This window comes from Pseudobacillus sp. FSL P4-0506 (genome assembly GCF_038003025.1).
Taxonomy (GTDB): Bacteria; Bacillota; Bacilli; order Bacillales; family Domibacillaceae; genus Pseudobacillus.
This window is the reverse complement of record NZ_JBBOOI010000001.1, coordinates 1,488,608-1,512,500: the sequence shown is the minus strand read 5'-3', so window position 1 is coordinate 1,512,500 and position 23,893 is coordinate 1,488,608. Positions and strand designations below refer to the sequence as shown.

Here is a 23,893-nt window from a genome sequence, read left to right as displayed (position 1 = left end):
GTGTACAAGGCCCGGGAACGTATTCACCGCGGCATGCTGATCCGCGATTACTAGCGATTCCGGCTTCATGCAGGCGAGTTGCAGCCTGCAATCCGAACTGAGAATGGTTTTATGGGATTGGCTAAACCTTGCGGTCTTGCAGCCCTTTGTACCATCCATTGTAGCACGTGTGTAGCCCAGGTCATAAGGGGCATGATGATTTGACGTCATCCCCACCTTCCTCCGGTTTGTCACCGGCAGTCACCTTAGAGTGCCCAACTGAATGCTGGCAACTAAGATCAAGGGTTGCGCTCGTTGCGGGACTTAACCCAACATCTCACGACACGAGCTGACGACAACCATGCACCACCTGTCACCGCTGTCCCCGAAGGGAAAGATCTGTCTCCAGACCGGTCAGCGGGATGTCAAGACCTGGTAAGGTTCTTCGCGTTGCTTCGAATTAAACCACATGCTCCACCGCTTGTGCGGGCCCCCGTCAATTCCTTTGAGTTTCAGCCTTGCGGCCGTACTCCCCAGGCGGAGTGCTTAATGCGTTAGCTGCAGCACTGAAGGGCGGAAACCCTCCAACACTTAGCACTCATCGTTTACGGCGTGGACTACCAGGGTATCTAATCCTGTTCGCTCCCCACGCTTTCGCGCCTCAGCGTCAGTTACAGACCAGAGAGCCGCCTTCGCCACTGGTGTTCCTCCACATCTCTACGCATTTCACCGCTACACGTGGAATTCCGCTCTCCTCTTCTGCACTCAAGCCTCCCAGTTTCCAATGACCCTCCACGGTTGAGCCGTGGGCTTTCACATCAGACTTAAGAAGCCGCCTGCGCGCGCTTTACGCCCAATAATTCCGGACAACGCTTGCCACCTACGTATTACCGCGGCTGCTGGCACGTAGTTAGCCGTGGCTTTCTGGTCAGGTACCGTCAAGGTACCAACAGTTACTTTGGTACTTGTTCTTCCCTGACAACAGAGCTTTACGATCCGAAAACCTTCTTCACTCACGCGGCGTTGCTCCGTCAGACTTTCGTCCATTGCGGAAGATTCCCTACTGCTGCCTCCCGTAGGAGTCTGGGCCGTGTCTCAGTCCCAGTGTGGCCGATCACCCTCTCAGGTCGGCTACGCATCGTCGCCTTGGTGAGCCGTTACCTCACCAACTAGCTAATGCGCCGCGGGTCCATCTGTAAGTGACAGCTAAAAGCCGCCTTTCCATTCTTCTTCATGCGAAGAAAAAGAATATCCGGTATTAGCCCCGGTTTCCCGGAGTTATCCCAGTCTTACAGGCAGGTTACCCACGTGTTACTCACCCGTCCGCCGCTAACTTGAACAGAGCAAGCTCCGTCAAGTCCGCTCGACTTGCATGTATTAGGCACGCCGCCAGCGTTCGTCCTGAGCCAGGATCAAACTCTCCAAAAAGATGTTTGACTTGCTCATGTTTTAAAAATAAGAATTAACTTACTGGCATGTATTTTGTTCAGTTTTCAAAGATCAATTTTTAAGTGCTTTTCAACAATAGCACACTCGCTTCGTCCTGTCAAAAACATTTTAACTTCATCTTTTTGTTTTTGTCTTTCGGACAAGTAATAATATATCATGCTCTATTAAAAGTGACAAGTGTTTTTTTTAAAAAATATAGTTTTTATGTTCTTTCACTTAAAGAATATCATTCTCTATTTTACCACTGCTTGCCAACTCTTTTAAATACCTTTTTCCTTTACTGCTTTTTATCAAACTAAAAGCAAGGAACTAAATTAGTTCCTTGCTTTACGAGTCTGTCTGCCGTTTTCGATTATGAATAATGTTTTTTATCTTCTTTGGGTCAGCTACGAATAATAAGAGGCCCACAAGCACAATAGCTCCTCCAACTATTTGAGGCGTTATTAACTTTTCTTTAAGCAGCCACCAAGCAAGAATGCTTGCACCGATCGGCTCGAGCAATATAGCCATTGACACAACCGAAGTACTAATATATTTGATAGACCAGTTGAATAAGGTGTGCCCAAGTAAATTAGACAAAACAGCTAATAAAAAGAAATAGACCCATTCCCTTGCAGGATAAGGATAAAATGATTCTTTTTTCATTAACACATAAAAAAAGAGAACAATTGTACAATTAAAGTAGACAATAAACGTATAGGTTATCAAAGACATCCTTTTGCGGATTATTTGTCCAAACAACAAGTAGCCTGTAATTAATCCACAAGCAATAAGAGCAAGGATATCTCCGTAAAGCGCTTTTCCACTAACCTGGAAATCGCCCCATCCAATAATAAAACTCCCTCCAATGGCTACGCCGCCTCCAATTAGCGCTCCCAACGTAAACCGTTCCTTAAAGATAAAATATGTACCAGCAAAAGCAAAAAGCGGCTGCAAAGTAACCAGCACAGTGGAACTCGCCACAGAAGTGTAGTTCAAGGACTCAAACCATAGAATAAAGTGAAAAGCCAGAAAGATGCCAGCGACAAGAGAGAAAAACCAATCCTTCTTTGAAACAGCTTTAAGTTCTCCTACATATTTAAAAAGAAATAAAGGGAGCATGAGCAAAACAGTAAATAACAGGCGGTAAAATGCTATTACACCAGCATCAGCTGACGACAGCTTGACGAATATTGCTGAAGTAGAAACAAAAAAAACTCCAATAATCAACACGGCATAAGGATTGAGCTTTGGACTGTCCATAGATGTTCTCCTTTGAGTAAATCTAGATGGTTTTTAAAAGTAAAAACCGTCTATCATTTTAAATCTTCTCAGGCGATATTTCCAGTTAATAAACAAAGTAAAAGAGATCAGGAGACTTTTCTAAGAAACAGGCATATTTTTTTAGATGGAGGGAATAATACAAAAAAAAGAGATTTTCGGCGCTTAAAGGTAGAGAGGAGAATGGCATGACAACAAAATGGACAAGAATTACCGGGGGACTTATTTTATCAGCTATCATTATCACCGTTATGTTTATTGCAGGATGAGTAGTTACTAGCAGTCAAACAAATAAAGAGCCTGCAGACAAGCTTGTCTGCAGGCTCTTGGTCATAATGGAGCATAGCGGGCTCGAACCGCTGACCTCTACACTGCCAGTGTAGCGCTCTCCCAGCTGAGCTAATGCCCCGTTCATTGCTCTATTGACTATTATATTAATTTCATCCCAAATAGCAATACCTTTTTAAAAAGAAAGAATATTTAAAATTTAAAAGGAGGATGGCTTTGTGTTCCAAACTATCTATTATAAATTCGTTGAATCTCCTATTTTATTTCGGATTCTCATCATTGCTGTCTTTTTTATTACGCTTTTCGGGACAGCTGTCCACCTCATCGAGCCACATACGTTCCCAACTGTTTTTGAAGGAATCTGGTGGGCGGTCGTTACTGCTTCAACAGTCGGTTTCGGGGATTATGCCCCTAAAACAACCGCTGGAAGGCTTATTGGCATCGGGTTAATATTTGCCGGAGCCGGTTTTTTATCCGCTTATTTTATTAATTTGGCAGCGTCTGCTGTAACTTTGCAAAACTCTTTACGCGAGGGAAGAGCCGTTTACACCCATAAAAACCATCTAGTCATCATTGGCTGGAATGAACGTACAAAAGAAATTATTGATCATTTACATACATTGCCTTTCTCTCGTCACGTCGTTCTTATTGATGAATCTTTGCGGACAAACCCTTATTCAGAAAAGATTGTTCACTTTATTCAAGGTGCCCCTTATAAAGACGAAATCTTAAAAAAGGCGAATATAAAAGAAGCAGCAAGCGCTTTAATTACATCTGACCAAAATAAAAATGAGATGCATGCAGATATGAATTCAATTCTGACTTTGGTAGCAGTGAGAGGCAGCAACCCTTCTCTCCATTGTATCGTAGAAATCTTGACCAATGACCAAGTAATTAATGCTAAACGGGCAGGTGCAGACGAAGTGATCCAAACAAATAAGCATGCAAGCTCTATTATGCTAAGCAGTATTCAGCATAAAGGCGCCTCTGCCTCCATCATGCATTTAATCGACCCAACCAATGGAAGTTTTCTACAATCCATGTCACCCGATCTGGAATGGAACAATCTCCCCTTTGGAGAGTTAGCCATTATTCTTTTGAAAGAGCGTATTCTTTTAATCGGTATTCAAAGAGCGGGCGAGATACTGATCAATCCCCCGCTCTCTTTTCAAATTGGTTCTTCTGATCAATTGCTCGTGATTAAACATTGAGCGTCTTTTCGGTCTCTTCTAGTATCCGTTGCCCGGATATCACATATTTTTCTTTTACTTTCGCATCAGCATCTTCGGGTTCAGCAAACTGGTTAAAAGCCCCTCCTACATTCCCAGGTGTAGCGAGCTCATCGATTCCTCGCTCATAAACATGGGCAAGAATGAATGGAGAGCCGATTTTAACTATGACACCCGGCGAATCTAGCTGGCCATTCGTCGCAGTAAAAGGAATTCTTAAAAATTGATATCCTTCTTCATCGTTTATTTTGTAGTCAAAGGAACCATGGTCATAATCCCAATTGCCTCCAATCGAATAACCGAGCGGCTTTAGCTTTTGTTCTAAATCATATAAATTAAAACTTTTTCCTTCTAATGCGGAAGGTAACTGAATCATCTGCTCATCCCCTCTCTTTTTTTATAGTGTCTCCAATAATAAAAAAATTCCGCAGCTTTCTGCGGAATTTTCACATTCTATTTATTACAAGGCAGTACGCAAAATAGCTAACACGCCTTCTTTATTCATTGGACAAAAGCGACCAAATTCTCCTCTCCTCATTGAATGGTCCGCTATTTCCTCCAAATCAGCGCTAGTAATTCCATAATCAGAGAGACGTGCAGGTGCACCGAGGCTTAACCAAAAATCCCGGAGAGCCTCGATGCCTCGAAGACCTCTTTCCTTTTCTGATTTTCCTACCTCATTGACATTAAATACACGGTTTGCCAATTGACTAAAACGAGCCGGTTGAGAATGAATGGCATACTCCATCCACGCCGGAAATAAAATGGCCAAACCACCTGCATGAGGAATATCATATAGCCCTGATACAGCATGTTCAATAATATGGGCAGTCCAGTCACCACGATACCCTGATTGTAGGGTGCCATTTAAAGCGATGGTCCCAGCATACATTACTTTTGCACGGCACTCGTAGCTATCCGGCTGCTTTAAAAGCCGGGGAGCTGTCTCAATAAGAGTTTTTAAAGTTATCTCACTGAAGCTGTCTTGCAAATCCGCACCCTCACCATTGTGAAAATAGTTCTCAAGAATATGACACATAATATCAATAATACCAAAAACAGTTTGATCATGTGGCACTGTCATCGTGTACGATGGATCACAAATTGAAAATTGCGGAAACACATGCTGGCTATGCCAATCAATTTTTTCCTTTGTCTCCAAGTTAGTAATAACAAGACCTGCATTCATTTCAGAACCAGTAGCCGCCAGTGTTAAAATGGTACCTAAAGGGAGAGCGGCTTCTGTCGTTTTCCCTTTTGAAATGAGTTCCCAAATATCGCCTTCATATTTGGCTCCAGCAGCAATGGCTTTTGCAGAGTCAATCACACTTCCTCCGCCAACAGCCAAAACAAAGTCAATTTGCTCTCTTTTACAAATGTCTATGCCTTTTTGTACCGTAGAAAGCCTAGGATTCGGCTCAACACCGGGCAGCTCATAAATATTCGCTTGAATAGCCTTTAATTCTTTTATTACTTCATCATATAAACCATTCTGCTTGATGCTCCCGCCACCGTAAATTAGAAGAATATTTTTGCCAAATCGCAGCAGCTCTGCCTGCAGCCTGCTGATCGATCCTTTCCCAAAAATCCATTTAACCGGATTATATTGAATAAATCGATTCATCGTTTCTCCCCCTTTACCTTATTATTATAGATCGACTATATTTTTTCAAAAGAACATACTTTTTCTCTCTATGTATGGAAGCAAACAATTTGCGCATACTAAACATCGTCAGAGATGAAAGGAGGAATAAGAAATATGCATACACTTCAGCGTCTTGCGCTTGTATTTACGATTATTGGGGCTCTTAACTGGGGATTAATCGGACTGTTTCAATTTGATTTAGTGGCAGCTATCTTTGGTGGTCAGGACTCTGTACTTTCAAGAATCATTTATATTATCGTGGGAGTGGCAGGACTGATTAACCTTGGCTTGTTATTTAAAACATGGGATGCAACAGAAAACCGCCGCATGACTGCGCCTAATTCTTAGTTTTGCCTTTTTATACAAAAAGACAAGGCCGGTGAATTATCACCGGCCTTAGACTATGGAGGCTGTTCTTTTTGTTTTTATCTAATTAAACCCATCCTCTGAACTTAGAAGCTTCTGCTGTTCTACGAACTCCGACCATATAAGCAGCCAGACGCATATTCACTCCGCGTGTTTGAGAAGTTTCATAAATATTATTAAAAGCACTGATCAAAGTTTCATGAAGCTTTTCGTGTACTTCTTCCTCTGTCCAGTAGTAACCTTGGTTATTCTGTACCCACTCAAAGTAAGATACAGTTACCCCTCCGGAACTTGCCAATACGTCAGGAACAAGAAGAATGCCTCTTTCTGTCAATATTTTTGTTGCTTCCATTGTTGTTGGACCGTTAGCAGCTTCCACAACGATAGACGCTTTAATCTTATCAGCATTCTTTTCTGTAATTTGGTTAGAAATAGCAGCTGGTACTAAAATATCACAATCTACTTCTAATAATTCTTGGTTTGTGATTGTGTTTTCAAACAATGTAGTAATCGTACCAAAACTATCACGACGATCAATTAAATAGTCGATATCTAAACCATTTGGATCATGAAGAGCGCCATAAGCATCAGAAATTCCGATAACTTTTGCCCCGGCATCGTGCATAAATTTAGCTAGGAAGCTTCCCGCATTACCGAAACCTTGGATAACCACACGAGCTCCTTCAATATCGATACCGCGTTTTTTCGCTGCTTCTTTAATACAAATCGTTACACCTTCAGCAGTTGCTTTGTCACGACCGTGAGAGCCACCTAATACAAGAGGTTTACCAGTGATAAATCCTGGAGAATCAAATTCACGAATATGGCTGTACTCGTCCATCATCCATGCCATGATTTGTGAGTTTGTATAAACGTCTGGAGCCGGGATATCCTTTGTAGGACCAACGATCTGGCTAATTGCGCGAACGTAGCCGCGGCTTAAACGTTCTAATTCACCCATTGACATTTGGCGAGGGTCACAAACAACTCCGCCTTTTCCGCCGCCATATGGCAAGTTAACAATTCCTGCCTTGAGCGTCATCCACATTGATAATGCTTTTACCTCTTCTTCATTCACATCCGGATGAAAGCGGACGCCGCCTTTAGAAGGGCCAGCTGCGTCACTGTGTTGTGAACGGTAACCGGTAAATATTTTTGTTGAACCATCATCCATACGTACAGGTATACGAACTGTCAACATGCGTAACGGTTCCTTCAAAAGCTCATACATTTCTTCCGAGTAACCCAATTTTGCCAAAGCTTCTTTAATGACATCCTGAGTTGATGTGAATAAATTTAGATTTTCCGACATTTTGAAATTCGCCTCTTTTGTTATTTAATCGTTAGTTTGTGCCAGAAACAGCTAGCACTTTTTGAATACGCTCGATCGCCCAATCCAATTCTTCTTTCGAAATAATGAGTGGAGGAGCGAAACGAATGACCGTGTCATGAGTTTCTTTACAAAGTAGTCCCTCTTCTTTCAATGCTTCACAATACTTACGTGCCGGCTCATTCAATTCTACACCAATAAATAAACCTCTGCCGCGTACATCTTGAATCATTGGGTTATCAATTTCTTTCAGTTTACCCACAAAATATTCTCCCAATTCGAGAGAGCGATCAGCCAATTTTTCATCTTCAAGAACTTCAAGAGCAGCGATTGAAACGGCACAAGCCATCGGGTTGCCTCCGAAAGTAGAACCGTGAGAGCCTGGGTTGAATACACCAAGAATATCTTTATTTGCTGCTACACAGGAAATAGGGAACACGCCGCCTCCAAGCGCTTTACCAAGAATGTACATGTCCGGCTCAAAATCATCCCATTCGCAAGCAAACATTTTACCTGAACGCGCAAGTCCAGCCTGAATTTCATCAGCGATAAACATTACCTTGTTTTCTTTACAAAGCTCGTAAGCTGCTTTCAAGAATCCAGCTGGCGGAATATTAATTCCCGCTTCTCCTTGGATAGGTTCAATGATAAAAGCTGCTGTGTTTGGAGTGATAGCTGCTTTAAGCGCATCAAGATCACCGTACGGCACCAATTTAATTCCTGGAAGCATCGGACCGAAGCCGCGTTTGTATTCTTCATCTGATGACAACGATACTGCCCCCATTGTACGACCATGGAAGTTACCTTCGCAAGCAATAATTTCAGCTTGATTGTCTGAAATACCTTTTACATCGTATCCCCAACGACGAGCTGCTTTCAAAGCTGTTTCTACCGCTTCTGCACCAGTGTTCATCGGTAATACCATTTCTTTGTTTGTTAGTTTGGAAACTTTTTCATACCATGGTCCAAGCTGGTCATTATGAAATGCACGGGATGTTAATGTTACTCGATCTGCTTGCTCTTTTAGAGCTTGAATAATTTTTGGATGACGATGCCCTTGGTTCACAGCAGAGTAAGCACTAAGCATGTCCATATATTTATTACCTTCTGGATCTTGTACCCAAACACCTTCCGCTTCAGAAATAACGATTGGTAGTGGATGATAGTTGTTTGCTCCGTACTTTTCTGTTTGCTTGATAATTTCTTGTGACTGAACTGTATTAGCCATCTTTTTCCCTCCGTTTATTTATATTTTTGCCTTAAGAGTCTCCCCACTGGCATACCGTCTTTCATTCTTAGCATCTGACGGCCGTAGCATTCAAAGAAGTCGATCTGTTCAGCTGTATCAGCATCTGCCTTATTCCAAGGTTTTCCGGCTTCTTTTACAAGTACAAGGAGAGCAGAGAACTCATGTTCACGGCAATGGATAATCGCTGCCGCTTTGAACAAGATACCTGCACGGATTTCTGACTTTACTTTTTCCAAATACCAAACGTCTTCAACAGCGACTCGCTTTTGGCGCACGTCCCCTTACTTCTTCTTTATCAGTTGGATGATAAGCAACAACTTTATCCTCAACTGTTACTTTATTTCCACAGATCACCAGCGGATAATCCTAGCCAAGATAGCTTTCTATAAGCTGAAAAGCCTTCTTGCTTTCTGGTTTTGAAAAGTCAGTAAATGGTTCATGCTTATATGGAATCAGCATCCTTCCTCCTTTAAGATGATCAAAACTATAATTTTTATGTGACTGATAAAGTTTTATGCGCAAATTTATTTTGCACCAATAAATCTCTTACACTTATTATAATGCAAAATATTATTGCTTTTTTCAAGTGTTTTTTCTTAAAATAGAAATATATTTTAAAGAGGGGGATTCTATGAATGCAAAAAGTTTAGAATCGCTAGTAACCATGTATAAAGAAATCTTAGAAAAGATCGACCTCGGTATTCATGTAATCGATCCCAATGAAAGAACAGTTATTTACAATAAAAAAATGCGGGAAATCGAGGGAATGGATATTGAAGATGTTCTCGATAAAAATCTAATGGATGTTTTTAACTTTGGGGCGGCCGAGGAAAGTACATTACTTCAGGTTTTGAAATCAGGAGAAAGCATCCAAAACGTTAAACAAACTTATTTTAATAATAGAGGACAAGAAATCACCACCATTAACCACACTTTTCCTATTGAAGAGAACGGAACTGTTATCGGCGCAGTAGAGATCGCAAAAGATGTGACGAAGCTCGAAAAGATGATACAAGAAAATATGAATAAAAAAGAGGACATCCGCTATACATTTGATCAGATTCTTGGGCAAAGCCCCCTGCTCAAGGAAGCGATTGAAACAGGCAAGCGGGCCGCCCGCACTGCCTCTTCAGTTCTAATCGTCGGCGAGATTGGGACTGGAAAAGAACTATTTGCCCATAGCATTCATAATGGCAGCCCACGGGCTGACCAAACCTTCCTTTCACAAAATTGCGCCGCACTTCCGGATACACTAATGGAAACTTTGCTATTCGGCGTGGAAGAACAGGCAGGAGCAGAGAAGCGTCCAGGGTTATTGGAACAAGCACATGGAGGGACAATTTTACTTGATGAAATTGATTGCCTGAGTCCCGCCCTACAAACAAAACTTTTAAAAGTTATCCAGGAAAAGAAAATACGCCGGGAAGGCGGAAAAGAAGATATTCCTATCGATGTCCGCATTCTTGCCACTATTAGCGAAGACCCCATTGATGCCATTGCAGCCGGAAGCTTAAGAAAAGATCTGTATTACCGTTTAAGCGTTGTCTCAGTTTTCATTCCGCCTTTAAGAGAACGGAAAGAAGACATTGATTTGCTCGCTTCAGCTTTTATCGACAAATACAATCACTTATTCGGCATGAACGTAGCCTCTATTGACGAGGAAGTAAGAAACTACTTCCTGGAATATGACTGGCCAGGAAACATCCGAGAATTAGAACATGTTATTGAAGGTGCCATGAACTTAATGGATCATGAAGATGCCATTTCTTTTGAACACCTCCCTATCCAATTTCGCAACAAATCCGGCAGTCACGGCCTATCAAGTGACTTAGAGAAAGTAGAGAGCTTTCTTTATCAACCTGATAAAGCGATTTTGCCGCTTGATGATTATATCCAAGAAGCGGAAACATACTATATTACAAAAGCATTGCAGCATCACGATTTCAATGTGACGAAAACAGCGAAAGCTCTCGGTATGAGCCGTCAAAATTTACAATATCGCATTCGTAAATATAATATTGTAAAAAACATTGCCAACCAGTAATGCTGATAAAAAGGAGCACTGAAAATTTCAGCTGCTCTTTTTTGCCTCCTTATTGCACCGATCTTTTCAAACTGCTTCCAATTGATGGCTATTCCCTTAACAATCACTTAGGTGTAAAAACTAACTAACAAATTGTCTCAGGTAACAAACAGTTAAAAAATTAACAATCACGTAGTGCAAATTTATTTTGCGCCAAATAAGCGGATAAAGAACTAAATCTACTTTCTACTAAGTGGTTTCTGTTTGTTCGTCTTCTTTCACTTTAAGATCTGTTAGGAGCTCCCCCTTCCATCCAACGAAAGCCTTAATGATCGCGCAATGATAGAAACGGAGTAATTCATCTACTTTTCCGCCGCTGTTCTTTCTCCCCCCTTTTACACTATTTCCTTTCAATCCGACGCTAAAAAATAAGTCTTGTTTTTTAATCATGTCATCCTTTGGCTTTCTAAATACTTTAAATTTACTGCACGCAGATAGGTCCCTTTAAACCACTTTATTTCTATAAATAAAAAAGAGCATGAGTGCTTAAAGCGCTCATGCTTTCTCTGCTACTTATTTTCCTTCTCCCGACTGATCGATCCATTCTTGCAGCTTATCTTTTAACGTATTAAAGCCTTCACTGTCTTCAGCAATTTTCAAGCGACGGACCGGCTGAACAGCAGCTGGCTTTGCTTCTTCGGTTGCCCGGATAGATAAGCTAATTTTCCCCTCATCTTTGTTAACGGACATCACCTTTACCTTTACTTCTTCCCCGACCTGAAGGTAATCATGAATGTCCTTGACAAATCCATGAGTAATTTCTGAAATATGGACGAGCCCCTGTGTACCGTTATCCAGCGCAATAAACGCCCCATAAGGCTGGATTCCTGTTACCTTTCCTGTAATAATTTGTCCTTGTTCAATCTGATTTCCCATCCAAACACTCCTAAATGTTAAATTCATTATCTACGCATCACAAAATTATATCACATCTCCTTATATATTTCTAAACATAGCCACCTTTCTCCAGCTCTTCATATAAGTAGGAAATTATTTTTAACTATTTGGAGAAAAGAGGAATAACTCCTCTATAAACAGGGAAGAGTTAGTATATGCAACATTCCCTATTTTCCCCTTAACTTGAGAAGGCAGCCGTTGCAGCTGTCTTCTTTTTATATTTTATATTCAAAGCATAGCAATTGTTCATCTTATATAAACTCAAACAAAAAAACTACACCCGAAGTGTAGTTTTTTTGTTTGAGTTTATTGTTTTACTTCTAAAAGGAAAACTTATTATTATGCTTCTTTTTTTCGTTGCGCCCGTTCTGCCGCTATAATAATATCCTCGAGCGGCATAAGCCGCCCAAGTTCATCTTTGTAAACAATATGTTTGCGTTCAAATTTCGTTGGAGAATCAATCCCTGCAGCTGCTGCCAGATTATATAGTCCTTCTCGGAGCGATATCACATAGTTACACACACGATAATACTTCTCCTCAACGACTAATCCGTCCTGCAGCTTTTCATCAGTTGTAGCTACGCCAACTGGGCATGTATTATTGTGGCATACTTGAGCCATAATGCAACCAACACTAATCATAAATCCGCGGGCGATGTTAACAAGATCCGCTCCCATAGCGAGCGCAATGGCTATCTTGTCAGGAGTAATGAGTTTTCCCGAAGCGATAATCTTTACTCTGTCACGAATCTCGTATCTTTTTAACATTTCATCAAGAACCGGCAGAGCAGACATAATCGGCAAGCCAACTGTATCAGCTAGTTCCTGGAAAGTAGCACCTGTTCCACCCTCACCGCCATCTACTGTAATAAAGTCAGGCCCTTTGCCGCTTTCTTTCATATAGGAAATCATATTTTCCAGTGCATCAAGGTCTCCAACAACAATTTTGATACCAACCGGCTTACCTCCCACGGAACGCAGCTGCTCAACAAAATCGAACATTGACGGCACATCATCAAACTCATAGAAACGGTTTGGACTGTTAATCGTTTTTCCTGGTTCTACAAGGCGGATAGCAGCAATCTTTTCTGTAACTTTCTCACCTTCCACATGACCGCCTCGTGTCTTGGCTCCTTGGGCTAATTTTAATTCGAACGCTTTCACATTCTCTATCTCACTTTTCTTTTTAAACTCTTCCCACGAAAATTCACCACTTGGTTTCCGCACACCGAATAGATCAGGGCCAATCTGCATAATGATATCCGGACCGCCTTCAAGATGATATTCGGACAAGCCACCTTCCCCTGTATTCATCCAAGTGCCGCCGGCAAGACCTAGACCTTTGGAGAGAGCCGTGATCGCTCTTTCGCCAAGCGCTCCAAAACTCATCCCCGATTGGCCAATCTGGCCTCGCAATTTAAATGGATGACGACATGTTTTCTCGCCAAGGATGATCGCGTCTTCCTCTCTCAAATAATAGGGATCGACCAAACGTTCCTCACTGTGTTCCTTGCGGGTAAATAAATTGTCAGAGTCCACTTTATATACATGTGTTTTTATCTTTTCAGTATTATCCACTTTCATTTCTTCACGCTGCTTCGGAAATAAGGTATTGCGTATAAAAAAACCTTCCTCATTAAAATCACGCTTTGAGCCGAATCCAACGAGCCGCTCTTTATACTTCCCGGCTTTCACAATATCCTGGTATTCTTTTCTCGAAAAAGGCTTTGCTTCATTATCGCCTTCAAATAAATATTGCCGTAGCTCGGGGCCAATATGCTCGGTAAAGTACCTCACTTTACCGATAACTGGGAAGTTACGCAAAATAGCATGCTGCTTCTGTCGATCATCTTTAATATAAATATAGATAAAGAGACCGACAGGCACCACAATAACTAATGCGAGAAAAATAATAAGAGCAATAATTAATCCTGATGTTAAACTCATAAAACCCCTCCTCTATCCTTTACTTTTCCAATAAAAACTCTTCTTTTATGCGAGAGTATGTATGGCCTCGCTAATTGTAGTATCACCGCTAGCTACTTCAAATACCTGGTTAAAGGCTGCTTCACTTTCAAGTGCAGCTACCAATACAGCGGCCATATCTTCGCGGGGAATCTTATCCTTCTTTGCAACTGAACTTGCGATTGTTACGGTTCCCCTGCCAGGCTCATCTGTCATTTGTGCCGGTCGGATGACTGTATGCACAATCGATTCTTCCTTAACTAATTCATCCGGCATATCCTTTGCCCCAATCATTTCGCCGCTGTCTGTTGCATTCTCTCCTGCCCGTACAGCGCTCATCATAATAAAACGTTTAACTCCATTTTTCTTTGCAGCCTGAACAGCATCAATGACAGCACGATGGTCCACCAAAACAGTCTTGCCCGCTCCTGTTTTCGGACTGGAATCAGAAATGAAAATAACAGCATCGCACCCTAAAAAAGCAGAGGTGAAATCTCCCCGGCCATTCGTTTCTACCCTGGAGGCGCCAAGCTTTTTCATATCGGGCACTTTGTTTTCCTCGTTGATTACAGCAATCGCTCGATGGCCTCTCTCCCTTAAGTGTTTAATAACAAATTGACCAACCTGACTGTCTGCACCGATTACGATAACTTCCATCTAGATCCCTCCTTTTGCATTATCCTTTCTTTTCCACTCCTTTCTTTCTTTAAAACCTGACTAAATGAAACGAAAAAAGAAGACAACCTAAGCTGTCTTCTCTTCTTATCTATTAATAAAATGATTGATCCGTCTTACTGCTTCCTGCAGCTGCTCCATTGAAGAAGCATAGGAACAGCGAATAAAACCTTCACCGCTGTTTCCAAAGACGGAGCCAGGTACGACGGCTACTTTTTCTTTCTTTAACAATTCTTCTGCGAATTCCTCTGACGTTAAACCGGTGCTTTGAATAGATGGAAACACATAAAAGGCTCCTCCCGGTGTATGACAATCTAATCCCATCTCATTAAAAGACTGGACAATATAATTACGTCGACGCCGGTAGTCTTTTTTCATCTCTTCCACATCATTCATTCCCGCTTTTAATGCTTCCAGCGCTGCATATTGGGCAGGCGTAGAGGCACACATCATGGCATATTGATGAATCTTGAGCATAGCTGCTGCAAGTTCAGCCGGAGCACAAATAAACCCAAGCCTCCATCCCGTCATTGCAAAGCCTTTTGAAAAACCATTAATCAAAATCGTCCGTTCTCTCATGCCTTCCAAGCTGGCAATGGAGGTATGGGGGACATCATAAGCAAGTTCTGCATAGATTTCATCAGCGATAACTAGTAAGTCGTGTTTCTTAACAATCGTTGCAATCGCCTCTAAGTCCTCCTTGTCAAGCTGGGCTCCCGTTGGATTATTAGGCGAACAAAGCAGCAACGCTTTTGTTCTCGGGGTAATTGCCTCCTCAAGTGCTGCTGCCTGCAATTTAAACTGCTGCTCGCTGGTTGTTTCAACTGTCACTGTTTTTCCACCTGCCAGTTCAACAAGCGGGGAATAAGAAACGAAGCAAGGCTCTACGATGACCACCTCATCGCCTGGGTCAAGAATAGCACGCAATGCTAAGTCAAGCGCCTGGCTGGCACCGACCGTGAGGATAATTTCCTCTTCAGTATCGTAAGGAACATAAAAACGACTGCTCACATACTTCGCTATTTCTTCCCGTAGTTCCAGAAGGCCGGCGTTCGCTGTATAGGAAGTCAAGCCACGCTCTAGTGATAAAATAGCTGCTTCCCGTGCTGACCACGAAGTAACGAAATCAGGTTCTCCTACTCCAAGAGAGATTACGCCTTCCATTCCTGCAGCTAAATCAAAAAATTTGCGAATTCCTGAGGGTCTCATTGATTCTACCGACTTAGCAATATAGCTTTTTGTTCCTAACATTATGGAGACACCACGATTCTATTATCAGTTTGCTTTTCTTCGAAGACTCTGCCGTCATGCTTATATTTCTTCAGCTGGAAATGCGTAGTGGTAGAAACGACCTCTTCCAGAACTGATAATTTTTCAGAAACAAATCGGGCTACTTCGTTCATTGACTTTCCTTCTACCGTTACCGATAAATCGTAAGCTCCTGACATTAAATATACGGAACTTACTTCTTTAAACCGGTAAATCCTTTCCGCTGTATCATGAAAGCCCACCCCTCGTTTCGGTGTTACTTTCACATCAATCATTGCTGTTACCCGCTGATCATCTTCAACTTTAGACCAATCTACAAGAGCTGTATAATGAACAAGCACCCTGGCTTCTTCTAATCTTTTGATCATGGTTCTTACTTCTTCTTCTTTTTTCCCTATCATCTTACTAATATCAGATGCATTCAGACGAGCATCTTTTTCGAGGATTTCTAGTATCTCTCGTTCACTATTGTCTATTTTCACAACTATTCCTCCAAATTTTCATCAATTATCACAATTATAGCAAATATGTACCTAATAACACGACCCCTTTTATGTATTTTTATATAAAAAAAACGGACAGCGCTATTTCGCGCTGTCCGGCATATTATTTAGTTATGCTTTTCTTCATCCGCAAAATCAAACTCACATTCTTGAAGCGGAACTACTTTTGTTTTCTTAATAAATTTATATCCAAACCACAAGAGAAGGAAGAGTGGAATTCCCATATAAGCGGCTACTACACTGCCCCAGTCAATTTTATCAGCAAGGAACGCCTGGAAGTTTTGAGCAAGAATGACAATTAAGCCTACCACGATAGCAAAAATTGGTCCGAATGGATACCATTTTGCCTTATATGGAAGTTCGTCTAAAGAATGTCCTTGCGCTAAAAATGCTTTCCGGAAGCGATAATGACTGATAGAGATCCCGAGCCAGAAAATAAAACCTGTAATACCAATAGAGTTCATCAACCATACGTATACGATACCATCGCCAAAAATGGATGAGAAAAAGGCAAGCATACCGACCACACATGTTAAGATGATCGCTGCAACAGGCACACCACGTTTGTTCAGCTTGGCAAAAAGTTGTGGGGCTTGTCCCTCTTTAGCCATTGAATATAACATACGAGTCGATGCATATAGACTTGAATTTCCGGCAGATAAAACCGCTGTCAAAACAACAGCATTCATCAATGAAGCAGCAAAGGCAAGTCCGGCTTTTTCAAACACCATTGTAAACGGGCTGACCATAACGTTTTCACTTTGTAAATTTGGGTTTGTATACGGGATGATAAGCCCGATAACAAAGATCGCCAACACGTAGAAAAGAAGAATTCTCCAGAATACACTTTTAATCGCTTTAGGTACATTTTTCGCTGGGTCTTCACTTTCACCAGCAGCCACACCAACGATTTCTGTTCCTTGAAACGAGAAACCGGCAGCAACGAAAACAATAAACACCCCGAGAAAGCCACCGGAGAAAGGTGCTTCATCTACGGTGAAGTTTTTAAACCCGATCACTTCGCCACCCATAATACCAAAAATCATTAATAGGCCTACGATAATGAAAATAATAACAGCGGATACCTTAATGAAAGAAAACCAATACTCTCCTTCTCCGTATCCTTTAACAGATAAATAATTCAAGAGGAAGATAAGAGCTAAGAATGACATGCTCCATAACAAGGAAGGACTGTCCGGAAACCAGAACTTCATAATCATTGTGGAAGCGGTTAACTCAGCGGCAATAGTCATGGCCCAGTTAAACCAGTACGTCCAACCTAACGCAAATCCAAACGCAGGGTCAACAAACTTTGTCCCGTACGTGCTAAACGCACCGCTAACTGGCATAAAAGCAGACATTTCTCCTAGACTGGTCATAACGAAGAATACCATGGCCCCGACTAACGCATAAGCAAGTAGGGCTCCTCCAGGACCTGCCGTATGAATCGCGGCACCGCTTCCAAGAAACAGCCCGGTACCGATTGCCCCACCGATAGAGATCATCGTTAGATGGCGGGACTTTAAGCCTCTCTTTAACTTTTGTTCTTCTTGCCCAGGCTCTGGGATGCTGCGCTCTTGTTGTATAGCCATATGTTCCAATCCTTTCTCATTGTTGGCTGACTTCAAAAAAATTGCTATTTTTTCACAAAACCTTTAAAGATATTGTAATAAACTTTTATATTTCTGAAAAGCATTATTTTTTAGAGTTATAGACTCTCCACCTCCTTGGAATTACTTTTCCAAAATATGAAATAATTATTTTTCCATTCATTTCCCCTTCTATAAACGTCTTTCGAGAAGAAAAGATAATTTTATTTCTTTGGTATTATCGACAAAACATTATATATTTTTATATTACAACTCACAAGAATCTTCATTTTTTATTTGCAGCAATTGTTCTGCTACCTTTTGACAACTTTCCACCAAAAGTGGCTTTTCAAATGAAAATTCATAAATTTCTTTAATTCTTTGCGTTAACGCTTCCTTATCGTCCAATTGATGCACAGCTTGAATCGCATCAGCTACTTCTGTATCGTAAAAATCGCCGCCTTCTTTAAATGGATCCCATTCACGGAGAATGCGGTCAAACTTTCTATTTGCTTCAATGTCCTTATTCATATTTTCTGATGCCTCCTTAAATAAAAAGACAAATCATTGCCCTTTTTTCTAAAAATAATTTAACATGATTATATATTACTTGTCAGGATGGTGAAGATTATGAGTAGATTTGATCGAGTTATTAACCGTACAGGTACAAACGCTGTAAAATGGGACAATATAAAAGCTGTCTTTGGTGTAGAGGACGCACTTCCCATGTGGGTAGCCGATATGGACTTTGAGGCACCCGATGCCGTCAAAAAAGCCGTTGTTGAGCAAGCCGAGCATGGCATATACGGTTATACAGCTATTCCGAATTCTATGAAAGAAGCCATAAAAAACTGGATGGCTAATCGGCACTCTTGGGAAATTGATACAGACTGGCTGTTATTCAATCAAGGTGTCGTTCCATCACTCGGCACAGCTATACAAGCATTTACCGATCTGGGAGATTCGGTCTTACTGCAATCACCGGTTTATACACCGTTCTTCGATATGATCGAACGCAACGGCCGGCTTGTCGTTAACAGTGAACTCATCTTGCGTGATAATCGCTATGAAATAGACTTTGCGGATTTAGAAGAGAAGCTATCGCGCGCAGAGGTAAAGATGTTCTTACTGTGCAGTCCCCATAACCCCGGCGGCCGTGTCTGGACAAAAGAAGAGCTTACAACGATCGCTGAGCTTTGTCAAAAACACAAGGTGCTCATCGTTTCCGATGAAATACATAGCGATTTAACAGCTCAGCCGTATAAGCATATACCGATTGCTTCTATTCGCAAAGAATATGAATCCATAATCGTTACGTGTATTGCACCAAGCAAAACATTTAATTTAGCCGGCCTTCAGACTTCTTCCATGATCGTACCTAATCGCGAGCTGCGGGCTAAGCTGCAGAAGGTTCTTGCTAAGCAAGGCTTTTTCTCACTCAATATGATAGGCATCGCTGCTACAGAAGCTGCCTACCGCGAAGGCGGCCCATGGCTTGACGAAGCGATTGAATACATTCGCAGCAATGTTCGGCTTGTGAAGGAATTTATCGATCGAGAGCTGCCAGAATTAACAGTTATCGAACCGGAAGGAAGCTATTTAGTCTGGATCGACTGTCGCAAGCTAGGGCTGAGCGATGACGAGTTAATGAAAAAAATCCTTTTAAAAGGAAAACTCGCTCTCGGACAAGGCTCTAAATACCGAAGCGGTGGAGAAGGGTTCATGCGTATGAATGTAGCCTGCCCGCGTTCAATTGTGGAGGACGGATTGCAACGATTAAAAGCAGCCCTTTCTTAATCAAAAGATAAAAAGAGATGCCTAAGTTGGCATCTCTTTTTCTATTATACACCTTGCTTATTCCCCCACACAAACGTATGAAGCTGCGGCAAAACGCGCACATTTTTCCATTCTGGATCCGGCATTACTTTGTTAATAAGCCACTCATACCGGCTCACTAAATAAGGCAAAAGGTTACCCGGATTCTGTTCTTGCAAACGATCATTTCCGACTTGCAAAAAGAATGGTAAATTCGGATAGAGCCGGTGGACACTTTTCGCGAATGCTAAGTCTTTCTCATCAAAAATAACAAGCTTTAAGCTGACAGCTTTTTCTTTCTCTATTAAACGTTCAATAATGAAGGATAATTTCTCAAAATCTGTTTCCATCCCTGAGCTGGGCGGCTTGGGAGAAATCGTTAAATCATCTATCTTATAAAACCAGTCCTGCCAACGACTCCCCTGTGTTTCAAGAGCTGTTTGAATACCCTTCTCATTCAATTTAGCCAGCAAATCATCTATTTGTGGCAACAGCGCTGGATTGCCACCGGAGATCGTGACGTGATCAAACGTATCTCCTCCTATTCTGACAAGCTCTTCCCAAACTTCCTCAGCGGTTAATAGCTGAATTTGTTCTTTGGCGGAACCATCCCATGTAAATGCAGAATCACACCAGGCACAACGATAATCGCAGCCAGCTGTCCTCACAAACATCGTCTTGCGGCCTACTACCGCTCCTTCGCCTTGCACAGTCGGCCCGAATATTTCTAATACAGGAATCTTTCTCATTGGAAATCCTCTTTTTGCGGCCGGAATACCACGTAACTTGTCGGTGTTTCTCTCAGAAATACTTGGATACAACGCGGTTTATTCGGCAATTTATTCAACGATTCCTGAATAACCTCCCAGAACTTTCTTGCGACTACTTCGGTCGTTGGAAAATCGTTCGGGTCCATTTCGTTGAATAAGGCATCTTCATTTAAAACTGTATGGTCAAAGCGTTTATGAATTAAATTCTTGATAGCCTGAAAATTGACTAAAAAACCGGATTCATTTAAATCATTGCCAACAACAGTTACATTGGCAAAATACGTATGGCCATGCAGACGGCGGCATGCTCCTGCTTCTTCATGAGGCACGTAATGCGCCGCGGCAAATTGGAAGTCTTTATTTAGTTCATAACGATAAGCGTGCATAGGCGCCGGATAAATTTGCTGCATCATCTGGACCCTGCCTCCTTTTTCGCCAAATACTTATTTAAACCATTTTGGCGGAGTTTACATGCCGGACATTCGCCGCAACCGCTCCCTTTTATCCCGTTATAGCAAGTGAGCGTACGTTCTCTTACATACTCAAACGCGCCAAGCTCATCAGCTAATTCCCATGTTTCCGCTTTGTCCAGCCACATGAGCGGCGTATGGATAACGAATGAATAATCCATGGATAAGTTTAATGTCACATTCAATGACTTAATGAATACATCCCGGCAGTCTGGATAACCGCTGAAATCCGTTTCACACACACCTGTGATAATATGACGGGCATCGTATTGCTTAGCAAGTACTGCAGCAAAGGATAAAAACAACAGGTTGCGACCTTCGACGAAGGTGGAAGGCGGCTCTCCCTCTTTTTCTGTAATGTCTATATCCCCCCGGGTCAACGCATTAGGGGCAAGCTGGTTTAATAAAGACATATCTAAAATGTGATGCGGTATATTTAAATCCTTGGCAATGTCAGCGGCACATTCTAATTCCAGGCGGTGACGCTGTCCATAATCAAATGTAACGGCAATGACTTCGTCAAAACGTTCTTTCGCCCAAAATAAACAAGTCGTACTGTCCTGACCGCCACTGAATACAACTACTGCTTTTTCTTTCCCCATCTTTCCTCTTCCTTTCTTCTTTTCCTTTGAAAGAAGAAAGAGATTCAAGAACTGTGACTCTAAATAACCTTTTTTTCAGGCAATAGAAAAAAACCTTCTAGACATAGACAGGCTTTTCTCTTAGTTTTTTATAGAGGGAGTTCGCGAACCTCTCCTGCCTAAAGCAGAATTCTTCCTTTTATTCTGATACACTATAACACACATTAGCCAAAATGAAAAACATACAGCAAGTGCCTCGTTATTTTTTCATTTCACTATATTTTTTGTTAACTTTCTCTTCCTCTTTTTTGGAGATCCTCCGAAAATACAGAAAGACAGCTACAGCGGCTGCCGTAAAAATTGCCATTGAAATAACTGCGGGAATATATTCCGTCTTATCCTCCGGGAAATATAAAAAGAACATTCCCAATATAAATGATTGCAGCACGATTCCGTCTCCTTTCACTGTAAAAACAGCAAATTCTTCAATCCAGTGCCTTCTTTCATTATAGCAATTTCTCTTTTCCAAACCAACCGCTCCCACAAAATAAGACGAACTGATTGCCATCAATTCGCCTTCTCTCTCTAAACTCTGTGTGTTGATTTATTTAATTACTGTAACCTTTTCAATCACTACATCTTCCTTCGGCTTGTCCTGTGCGCCAGTTGGTATGCTAGCAATTGTATCGACAACATCCATGCCTTCCACCACTTGTCCAAACACAGTGTGACGGAAGTCAAGCCATGGTGTTCCTCCATTTTGCATATAGAAGTCTGTCACTTCCTGAGGATATCCTGCTTTTTCCATTTGCTCTTTAAAGCCTGGGTCCATCTTGCTGTTTTGCACGATAAAGAACTGGCTGCCATTCGTATTGGGACCAGCATTAGCCATTGAGAGAGCTCCCCGGAAATTGAACAATTGCTGAGAGAACTCATCTTCGAAGGCCTGACCATAGATGCTTTCGCCCCCTGTTCCTGTTCCTTGCGGGTCTCCCCCCTGGATCATGAAATCAGGAATGACACGGTGAAAGATCAGTCCGTCATAATAACCATTTTGGCTATGAGTAACGAAGTTTTCAACCGTTTTGGGAGCTTGTTCAGGAAACAATTTAATTTTAATTGTTCCTTTATTTGTTTTCATTTCAACAAGCTTTTCATTCTCTGCTACTTCTGCTGTGAATTGTGGATAACTCATTTTCTTATCTCCTTCCTGTTCTTTCCCAATCTTCGCTGCTGGCTTTAAAGGTTCTGAAGAGGCCTTTTCCGATTCTTTGTTACAGCCAGCAAGCAAGAGAAGGAATGCTGCGAATGTGATGAAAATCAAACGATACATCCTCTCACCTCTGCCTTTTCTACTTTAACTGATTGCTAAAAAAAAATCACCTGCTATCCCCCGTATTTCTTTCATCCAAAGATTCTGATAGAGTGAAGAGAGCAGAGGAGGGTAAAAAACTATGATAAAAACAGGAGATATTGTAACTGCTTTTTATAAAACAGGAAAATATATTGGGGAAGTCAGCGATTCTCACCCAGACAGCTATACAGTTAAAATACTGGCTGTGCTGCGTCATCCTGCCCAAGGAGACCTTCATCACCCCAAGCAAGTAGATGTGCCTTTTTTCCATGAAAGAAAGGCGCTTGCCTATACAGAACGAGCCAACATTCCAGCATCAACCGTTAAGCCTTATGAAGGAAGCATTCCCGATTACAATGAATCACTGAAGGAGGCCGTCACTGCGCTCAAAAGCAGGCTAGAACAAGAAGACAGCGAGTTTTCCAAAAAGAGCCTTATGTCGCTACAAGCAGTTCAGAGAGAGTATGAGCTGATGTATAACATTGCTTGGACTTAAGCCATGCGGTTAAGCAATTGTGAGAAGTCAACGAGGTCGCCGATTGTCGGCGGCTTTGACTTTTTCATATAAGCCTTGTCTTTTTCAACGAGATTGTAAATATGATAAGTAGTAAGAGCATCGTCTAGTGCTCGATGATGCTTGCCTGTCCCTTCCTTGCCGTATTCTTGTACCGCCTTCCATAGCCCAGTCTGATTGCGGTCACCGAAAAAGGTTTTGTACTCCATTGATAGGTCAATAAATTGTCCTCTTAGCGGAAAAACAAGTCCTGCTTCCTCACAGTTTCTTCTCAATACCTTCATATCCATATTGCCCCACGTAATAACGGAATGGCTGTCGGTTCCGCTTAATTCTGCGAGTAAACAAACTAGCTCCTGAAGAGACATCCCCTCGTCCACCTGCTTTTGATCAATATGGAGAAAACGCTTGCATCTTTCAGTTAACTTAGGAAAAGCAGAGGGTTTTATATAAGAAGAAAAGGTATAAATAATTCTCTCTCCTTCAGCAATCACTATGCCGGCTTCAATAATTTCTGGATAAAACCCTTTTGCTGTTAACCCGGCATCCGGCATCGAAAATTCAAAATCAATGAAAAAGAACTTCTTACTCACAAAAACCTCCTCCTTCAACC

24 protein-coding genes, 1 tRNA gene, 1 rRNA gene, 1 pseudogene and 1 riboswitch (1 of these 28 only partly in view) are annotated in these 23,893 nt (G+C 41.8%); of the genes and pseudogenes, 5 read left to right on the top strand and 22 right to left on the bottom strand.

Annotated features, from left to right (window positions below; all coding sequences use genetic code 11):
- The 3 genes from MKZ02_RS07365 to MKZ02_RS07355 all read right to left on the bottom strand — a co-directional run.
- A 16S ribosomal RNA gene (locus MKZ02_RS07365) occupies positions 1-1,407 on the bottom strand (it extends 147 nt beyond the left edge of the window).
- Positions 1,408-1,755: 348 nt separating this feature from the next.
- Positions 1,756-2,670, bottom strand: a complete 915-nt coding sequence (locus MKZ02_RS07360; RefSeq protein WP_120033966.1) for a DMT family transporter — start codon at positions 2,668-2,670, stop codon at positions 1,756-1,758.
- Between the two features lie 354 nt (positions 2,671-3,024).
- Positions 3,025-3,097 (bottom strand) — tRNA-Ala (locus MKZ02_RS07355).
- A gap of 97 nt (positions 3,098-3,194) precedes the next feature.
- Between MKZ02_RS07355 and MKZ02_RS07350 the strand changes: the two genes are divergently transcribed.
- On the top strand, positions 3,195-4,187 hold the full coding sequence (locus MKZ02_RS07350; protein WP_340852769.1) for a potassium channel family protein: 993 nt from the start codon (positions 3,195-3,197) through the stop codon (positions 4,185-4,187).
- Here the strand turns inward: MKZ02_RS07350 and MKZ02_RS07345 are convergent.
- Both MKZ02_RS07345 and MKZ02_RS07340 read right to left on the bottom strand, forming a co-directional pair.
- The gene (locus MKZ02_RS07345; protein ID WP_340852767.1) at positions 4,177-4,581 is read right to left on the bottom strand and encodes a YugN-like family protein; all 405 of its coding nucleotides are present in this window, start codon (positions 4,579-4,581) and stop codon (positions 4,177-4,179) included. The genes MKZ02_RS07350 and MKZ02_RS07345 overlap by 11 nt on opposite strands.
- A gap of 84 nt (positions 4,582-4,665) precedes the next feature.
- On the bottom strand, positions 4,666-5,829 hold the full coding sequence (locus tag MKZ02_RS07340; RefSeq protein ID WP_340852766.1) for an iron-containing alcohol dehydrogenase: 1,164 nt from the start codon (positions 5,827-5,829) through the stop codon (positions 4,666-4,668).
- Positions 5,830-5,964: 135 nt separating this feature from the next.
- On the opposite strand from MKZ02_RS07340, the gene MKZ02_RS07335 reads away from it, so the two are divergent.
- Positions 5,965-6,198: a DUF378 domain-containing protein gene (locus tag MKZ02_RS07335; protein ID WP_120034115.1), complete on the top strand. Its 234-nt coding sequence runs from the start codon at positions 5,965-5,967 to the stop codon at positions 6,196-6,198.
- A gap of 85 nt (positions 6,199-6,283) precedes the next feature.
- Here MKZ02_RS07335 and MKZ02_RS07330 read toward each other — a convergent pair whose 3' ends face one another.
- The 3 genes and pseudogenes from MKZ02_RS07330 to MKZ02_RS07320 form a co-directional block, all read right to left on the bottom strand.
- The gene (locus tag MKZ02_RS07330) at positions 6,284-7,528 is read right to left on the bottom strand and encodes a Glu/Leu/Phe/Val family dehydrogenase (RefSeq protein ID WP_120034117.1); all 1,245 of its coding nucleotides are present in this window, start codon (positions 7,526-7,528) and stop codon (positions 6,284-6,286) included.
- Positions 7,529-7,559: 31 nt separating this feature from the next.
- Positions 7,560-8,774: an ornithine--oxo-acid transaminase gene (locus MKZ02_RS07325; RefSeq protein ID WP_120034119.1), complete on the bottom strand. Its 1,215-nt coding sequence runs from the start codon at positions 8,772-8,774 to the stop codon at positions 7,560-7,562.
- A 44-nt stretch (positions 8,775-8,818) separates the two neighbouring features.
- A pseudogene (locus MKZ02_RS07320) lies at positions 8,819-9,254 on the bottom strand (aldehyde dehydrogenase family protein); the annotation flags it as partial.
- A gap of 172 nt (positions 9,255-9,426) precedes the next feature.
- Between MKZ02_RS07320 and MKZ02_RS07315 the strand changes: the two are divergent.
- Positions 9,427-10,839, top strand: coding sequence for a sigma-54 interaction domain-containing protein (locus MKZ02_RS07315; protein WP_120034122.1), 1,413 nt, complete (start codon positions 9,427-9,429; stop codon positions 10,837-10,839).
- A 228-nt stretch (positions 10,840-11,067) separates the two neighbouring features.
- Here the strand turns inward: MKZ02_RS07315 and MKZ02_RS07310 are convergent, their stop codons facing one another.
- From MKZ02_RS07310 to MKZ02_RS07275, 8 genes are all read right to left on the bottom strand, one after another.
- On the bottom strand, positions 11,068-11,268 hold the full coding sequence (locus MKZ02_RS07310; RefSeq protein ID WP_340852764.1) for a hypothetical protein: 201 nt from the start codon (positions 11,266-11,268) through the stop codon (positions 11,068-11,070).
- Positions 11,269-11,391: 123 nt separating this feature from the next.
- Positions 11,392-11,754, bottom strand: a complete 363-nt coding sequence (gene yugI, locus MKZ02_RS07305) for a S1 domain-containing post-transcriptional regulator GSP13 (protein WP_120034124.1) — start codon at positions 11,752-11,754, stop codon at positions 11,392-11,394.
- A 360-nt stretch (positions 11,755-12,114) separates the two neighbouring features.
- Positions 12,115-13,722: an FMN-binding glutamate synthase family protein gene (locus tag MKZ02_RS07300; protein WP_340852762.1), complete on the bottom strand. Its 1,608-nt coding sequence runs from the start codon at positions 13,720-13,722 to the stop codon at positions 12,115-12,117.
- Positions 13,723-13,767: 45 nt separating this feature from the next.
- Complete coding sequence (locus MKZ02_RS07295) at positions 13,768-14,397, bottom strand: NAD(P)H-binding protein (RefSeq protein WP_120034128.1); 630 nt, start codon at positions 14,395-14,397, stop codon at positions 13,768-13,770.
- Positions 14,398-14,502: 105 nt separating this feature from the next.
- The gene (locus tag MKZ02_RS07290; protein WP_340852758.1) at positions 14,503-15,666 is read right to left on the bottom strand and encodes an aminotransferase; all 1,164 of its coding nucleotides are present in this window, start codon (positions 15,664-15,666) and stop codon (positions 14,503-14,505) included.
- Complete coding sequence (locus MKZ02_RS07285) at positions 15,666-16,166, bottom strand: Lrp/AsnC family transcriptional regulator (RefSeq protein ID WP_340852756.1); 501 nt, start codon at positions 16,164-16,166, stop codon at positions 15,666-15,668. Before MKZ02_RS07285 ends, MKZ02_RS07290 begins: the two co-directional genes overlap by 1 nt.
- Before the next feature lie 128 nt (positions 16,167-16,294).
- Positions 16,295-17,779: an amino acid permease gene (locus MKZ02_RS07280; RefSeq protein ID WP_120034135.1), complete on the bottom strand. Its 1,485-nt coding sequence runs from the start codon at positions 17,777-17,779 to the stop codon at positions 16,295-16,297.
- Positions 17,780-18,043: 264 nt separating this feature from the next.
- Complete coding sequence (locus MKZ02_RS07275; protein ID WP_340852752.1) at positions 18,044-18,307, bottom strand: DUF1871 family protein; 264 nt, start codon at positions 18,305-18,307, stop codon at positions 18,044-18,046.
- 99 nt (positions 18,308-18,406) lie between these two features.
- Here MKZ02_RS07275 and MKZ02_RS07270 point away from each other — a divergent pair, with 99 nt between their 5' ends.
- Complete coding sequence (locus MKZ02_RS07270) at positions 18,407-19,573, top strand: MalY/PatB family protein (protein ID WP_120034139.1); 1,167 nt, start codon at positions 18,407-18,409, stop codon at positions 19,571-19,573.
- A 44-nt stretch (positions 19,574-19,617) separates the two neighbouring features.
- Here MKZ02_RS07270 and queE read toward each other — a convergent pair whose 3' ends face one another.
- The 5 genes from queE to MKZ02_RS07245 all read right to left on the bottom strand — a co-directional run bounded on the left by queE (position 19,618) and on the right by MKZ02_RS07245 (position 22,607).
- Entirely contained in the window at positions 19,618-20,340 is a 723-nt protein-coding gene (gene queE / locus MKZ02_RS07265) for a 7-carboxy-7-deazaguanine synthase QueE (RefSeq protein ID WP_120034141.1), read from the bottom strand.
- Positions 20,337-20,774 (bottom strand): 6-carboxytetrahydropterin synthase, encoded by a 438-nt coding sequence (locus MKZ02_RS07260; RefSeq protein WP_120034143.1) that lies wholly within the window; start codon positions 20,772-20,774, stop codon positions 20,337-20,339. The genes queE and MKZ02_RS07260 overlap by 4 nt, the downstream gene beginning before the upstream one ends.
- Positions 20,771-21,433, bottom strand: coding sequence for a 7-cyano-7-deazaguanine synthase QueC (gene queC / locus MKZ02_RS07255; RefSeq protein WP_340852749.1), 663 nt, complete (start codon positions 21,431-21,433; stop codon positions 20,771-20,773). Before queC ends, MKZ02_RS07260 begins: the two co-directional genes overlap by 4 nt.
- Positions 21,434-21,547: 114 nt before the next feature.
- Positions 21,548-21,591, bottom strand: a riboswitch (PreQ1 riboswitch).
- Between the two features lie 80 nt (positions 21,592-21,671).
- Positions 21,672-21,980, bottom strand: a complete 309-nt coding sequence (locus tag MKZ02_RS07250) for a hypothetical protein (protein ID WP_120034145.1) — start codon at positions 21,978-21,980, stop codon at positions 21,672-21,674.
- Positions 21,981-22,016: 36 nt separating this feature from the next.
- Positions 22,017-22,607, bottom strand: a complete 591-nt coding sequence (locus MKZ02_RS07245) for a peptidylprolyl isomerase (protein ID WP_340856352.1) — start codon at positions 22,605-22,607, stop codon at positions 22,017-22,019.
- 259 nt (positions 22,608-22,866) lie between these two features.
- Between MKZ02_RS07245 and MKZ02_RS07240 the strand changes: the two genes are divergently transcribed.
- A complete protein-coding gene (locus tag MKZ02_RS07240; protein WP_340852747.1) occupies positions 22,867-23,262 on the top strand; it encodes a kinase-associated lipoprotein B in 396 nt (131 codons plus the stop codon).
- Here the strand turns inward: MKZ02_RS07240 and kapD are convergent.
- Entirely contained in the window at positions 23,259-23,873 is a 615-nt protein-coding gene (gene kapD / locus MKZ02_RS07235) for a 3'-5' exonuclease KapD (RefSeq protein ID WP_340852745.1), read from the bottom strand. The genes MKZ02_RS07240 and kapD overlap by 4 nt on opposite strands.
- Between the last annotated feature and the right edge of the window lie 20 nt (positions 23,874-23,893).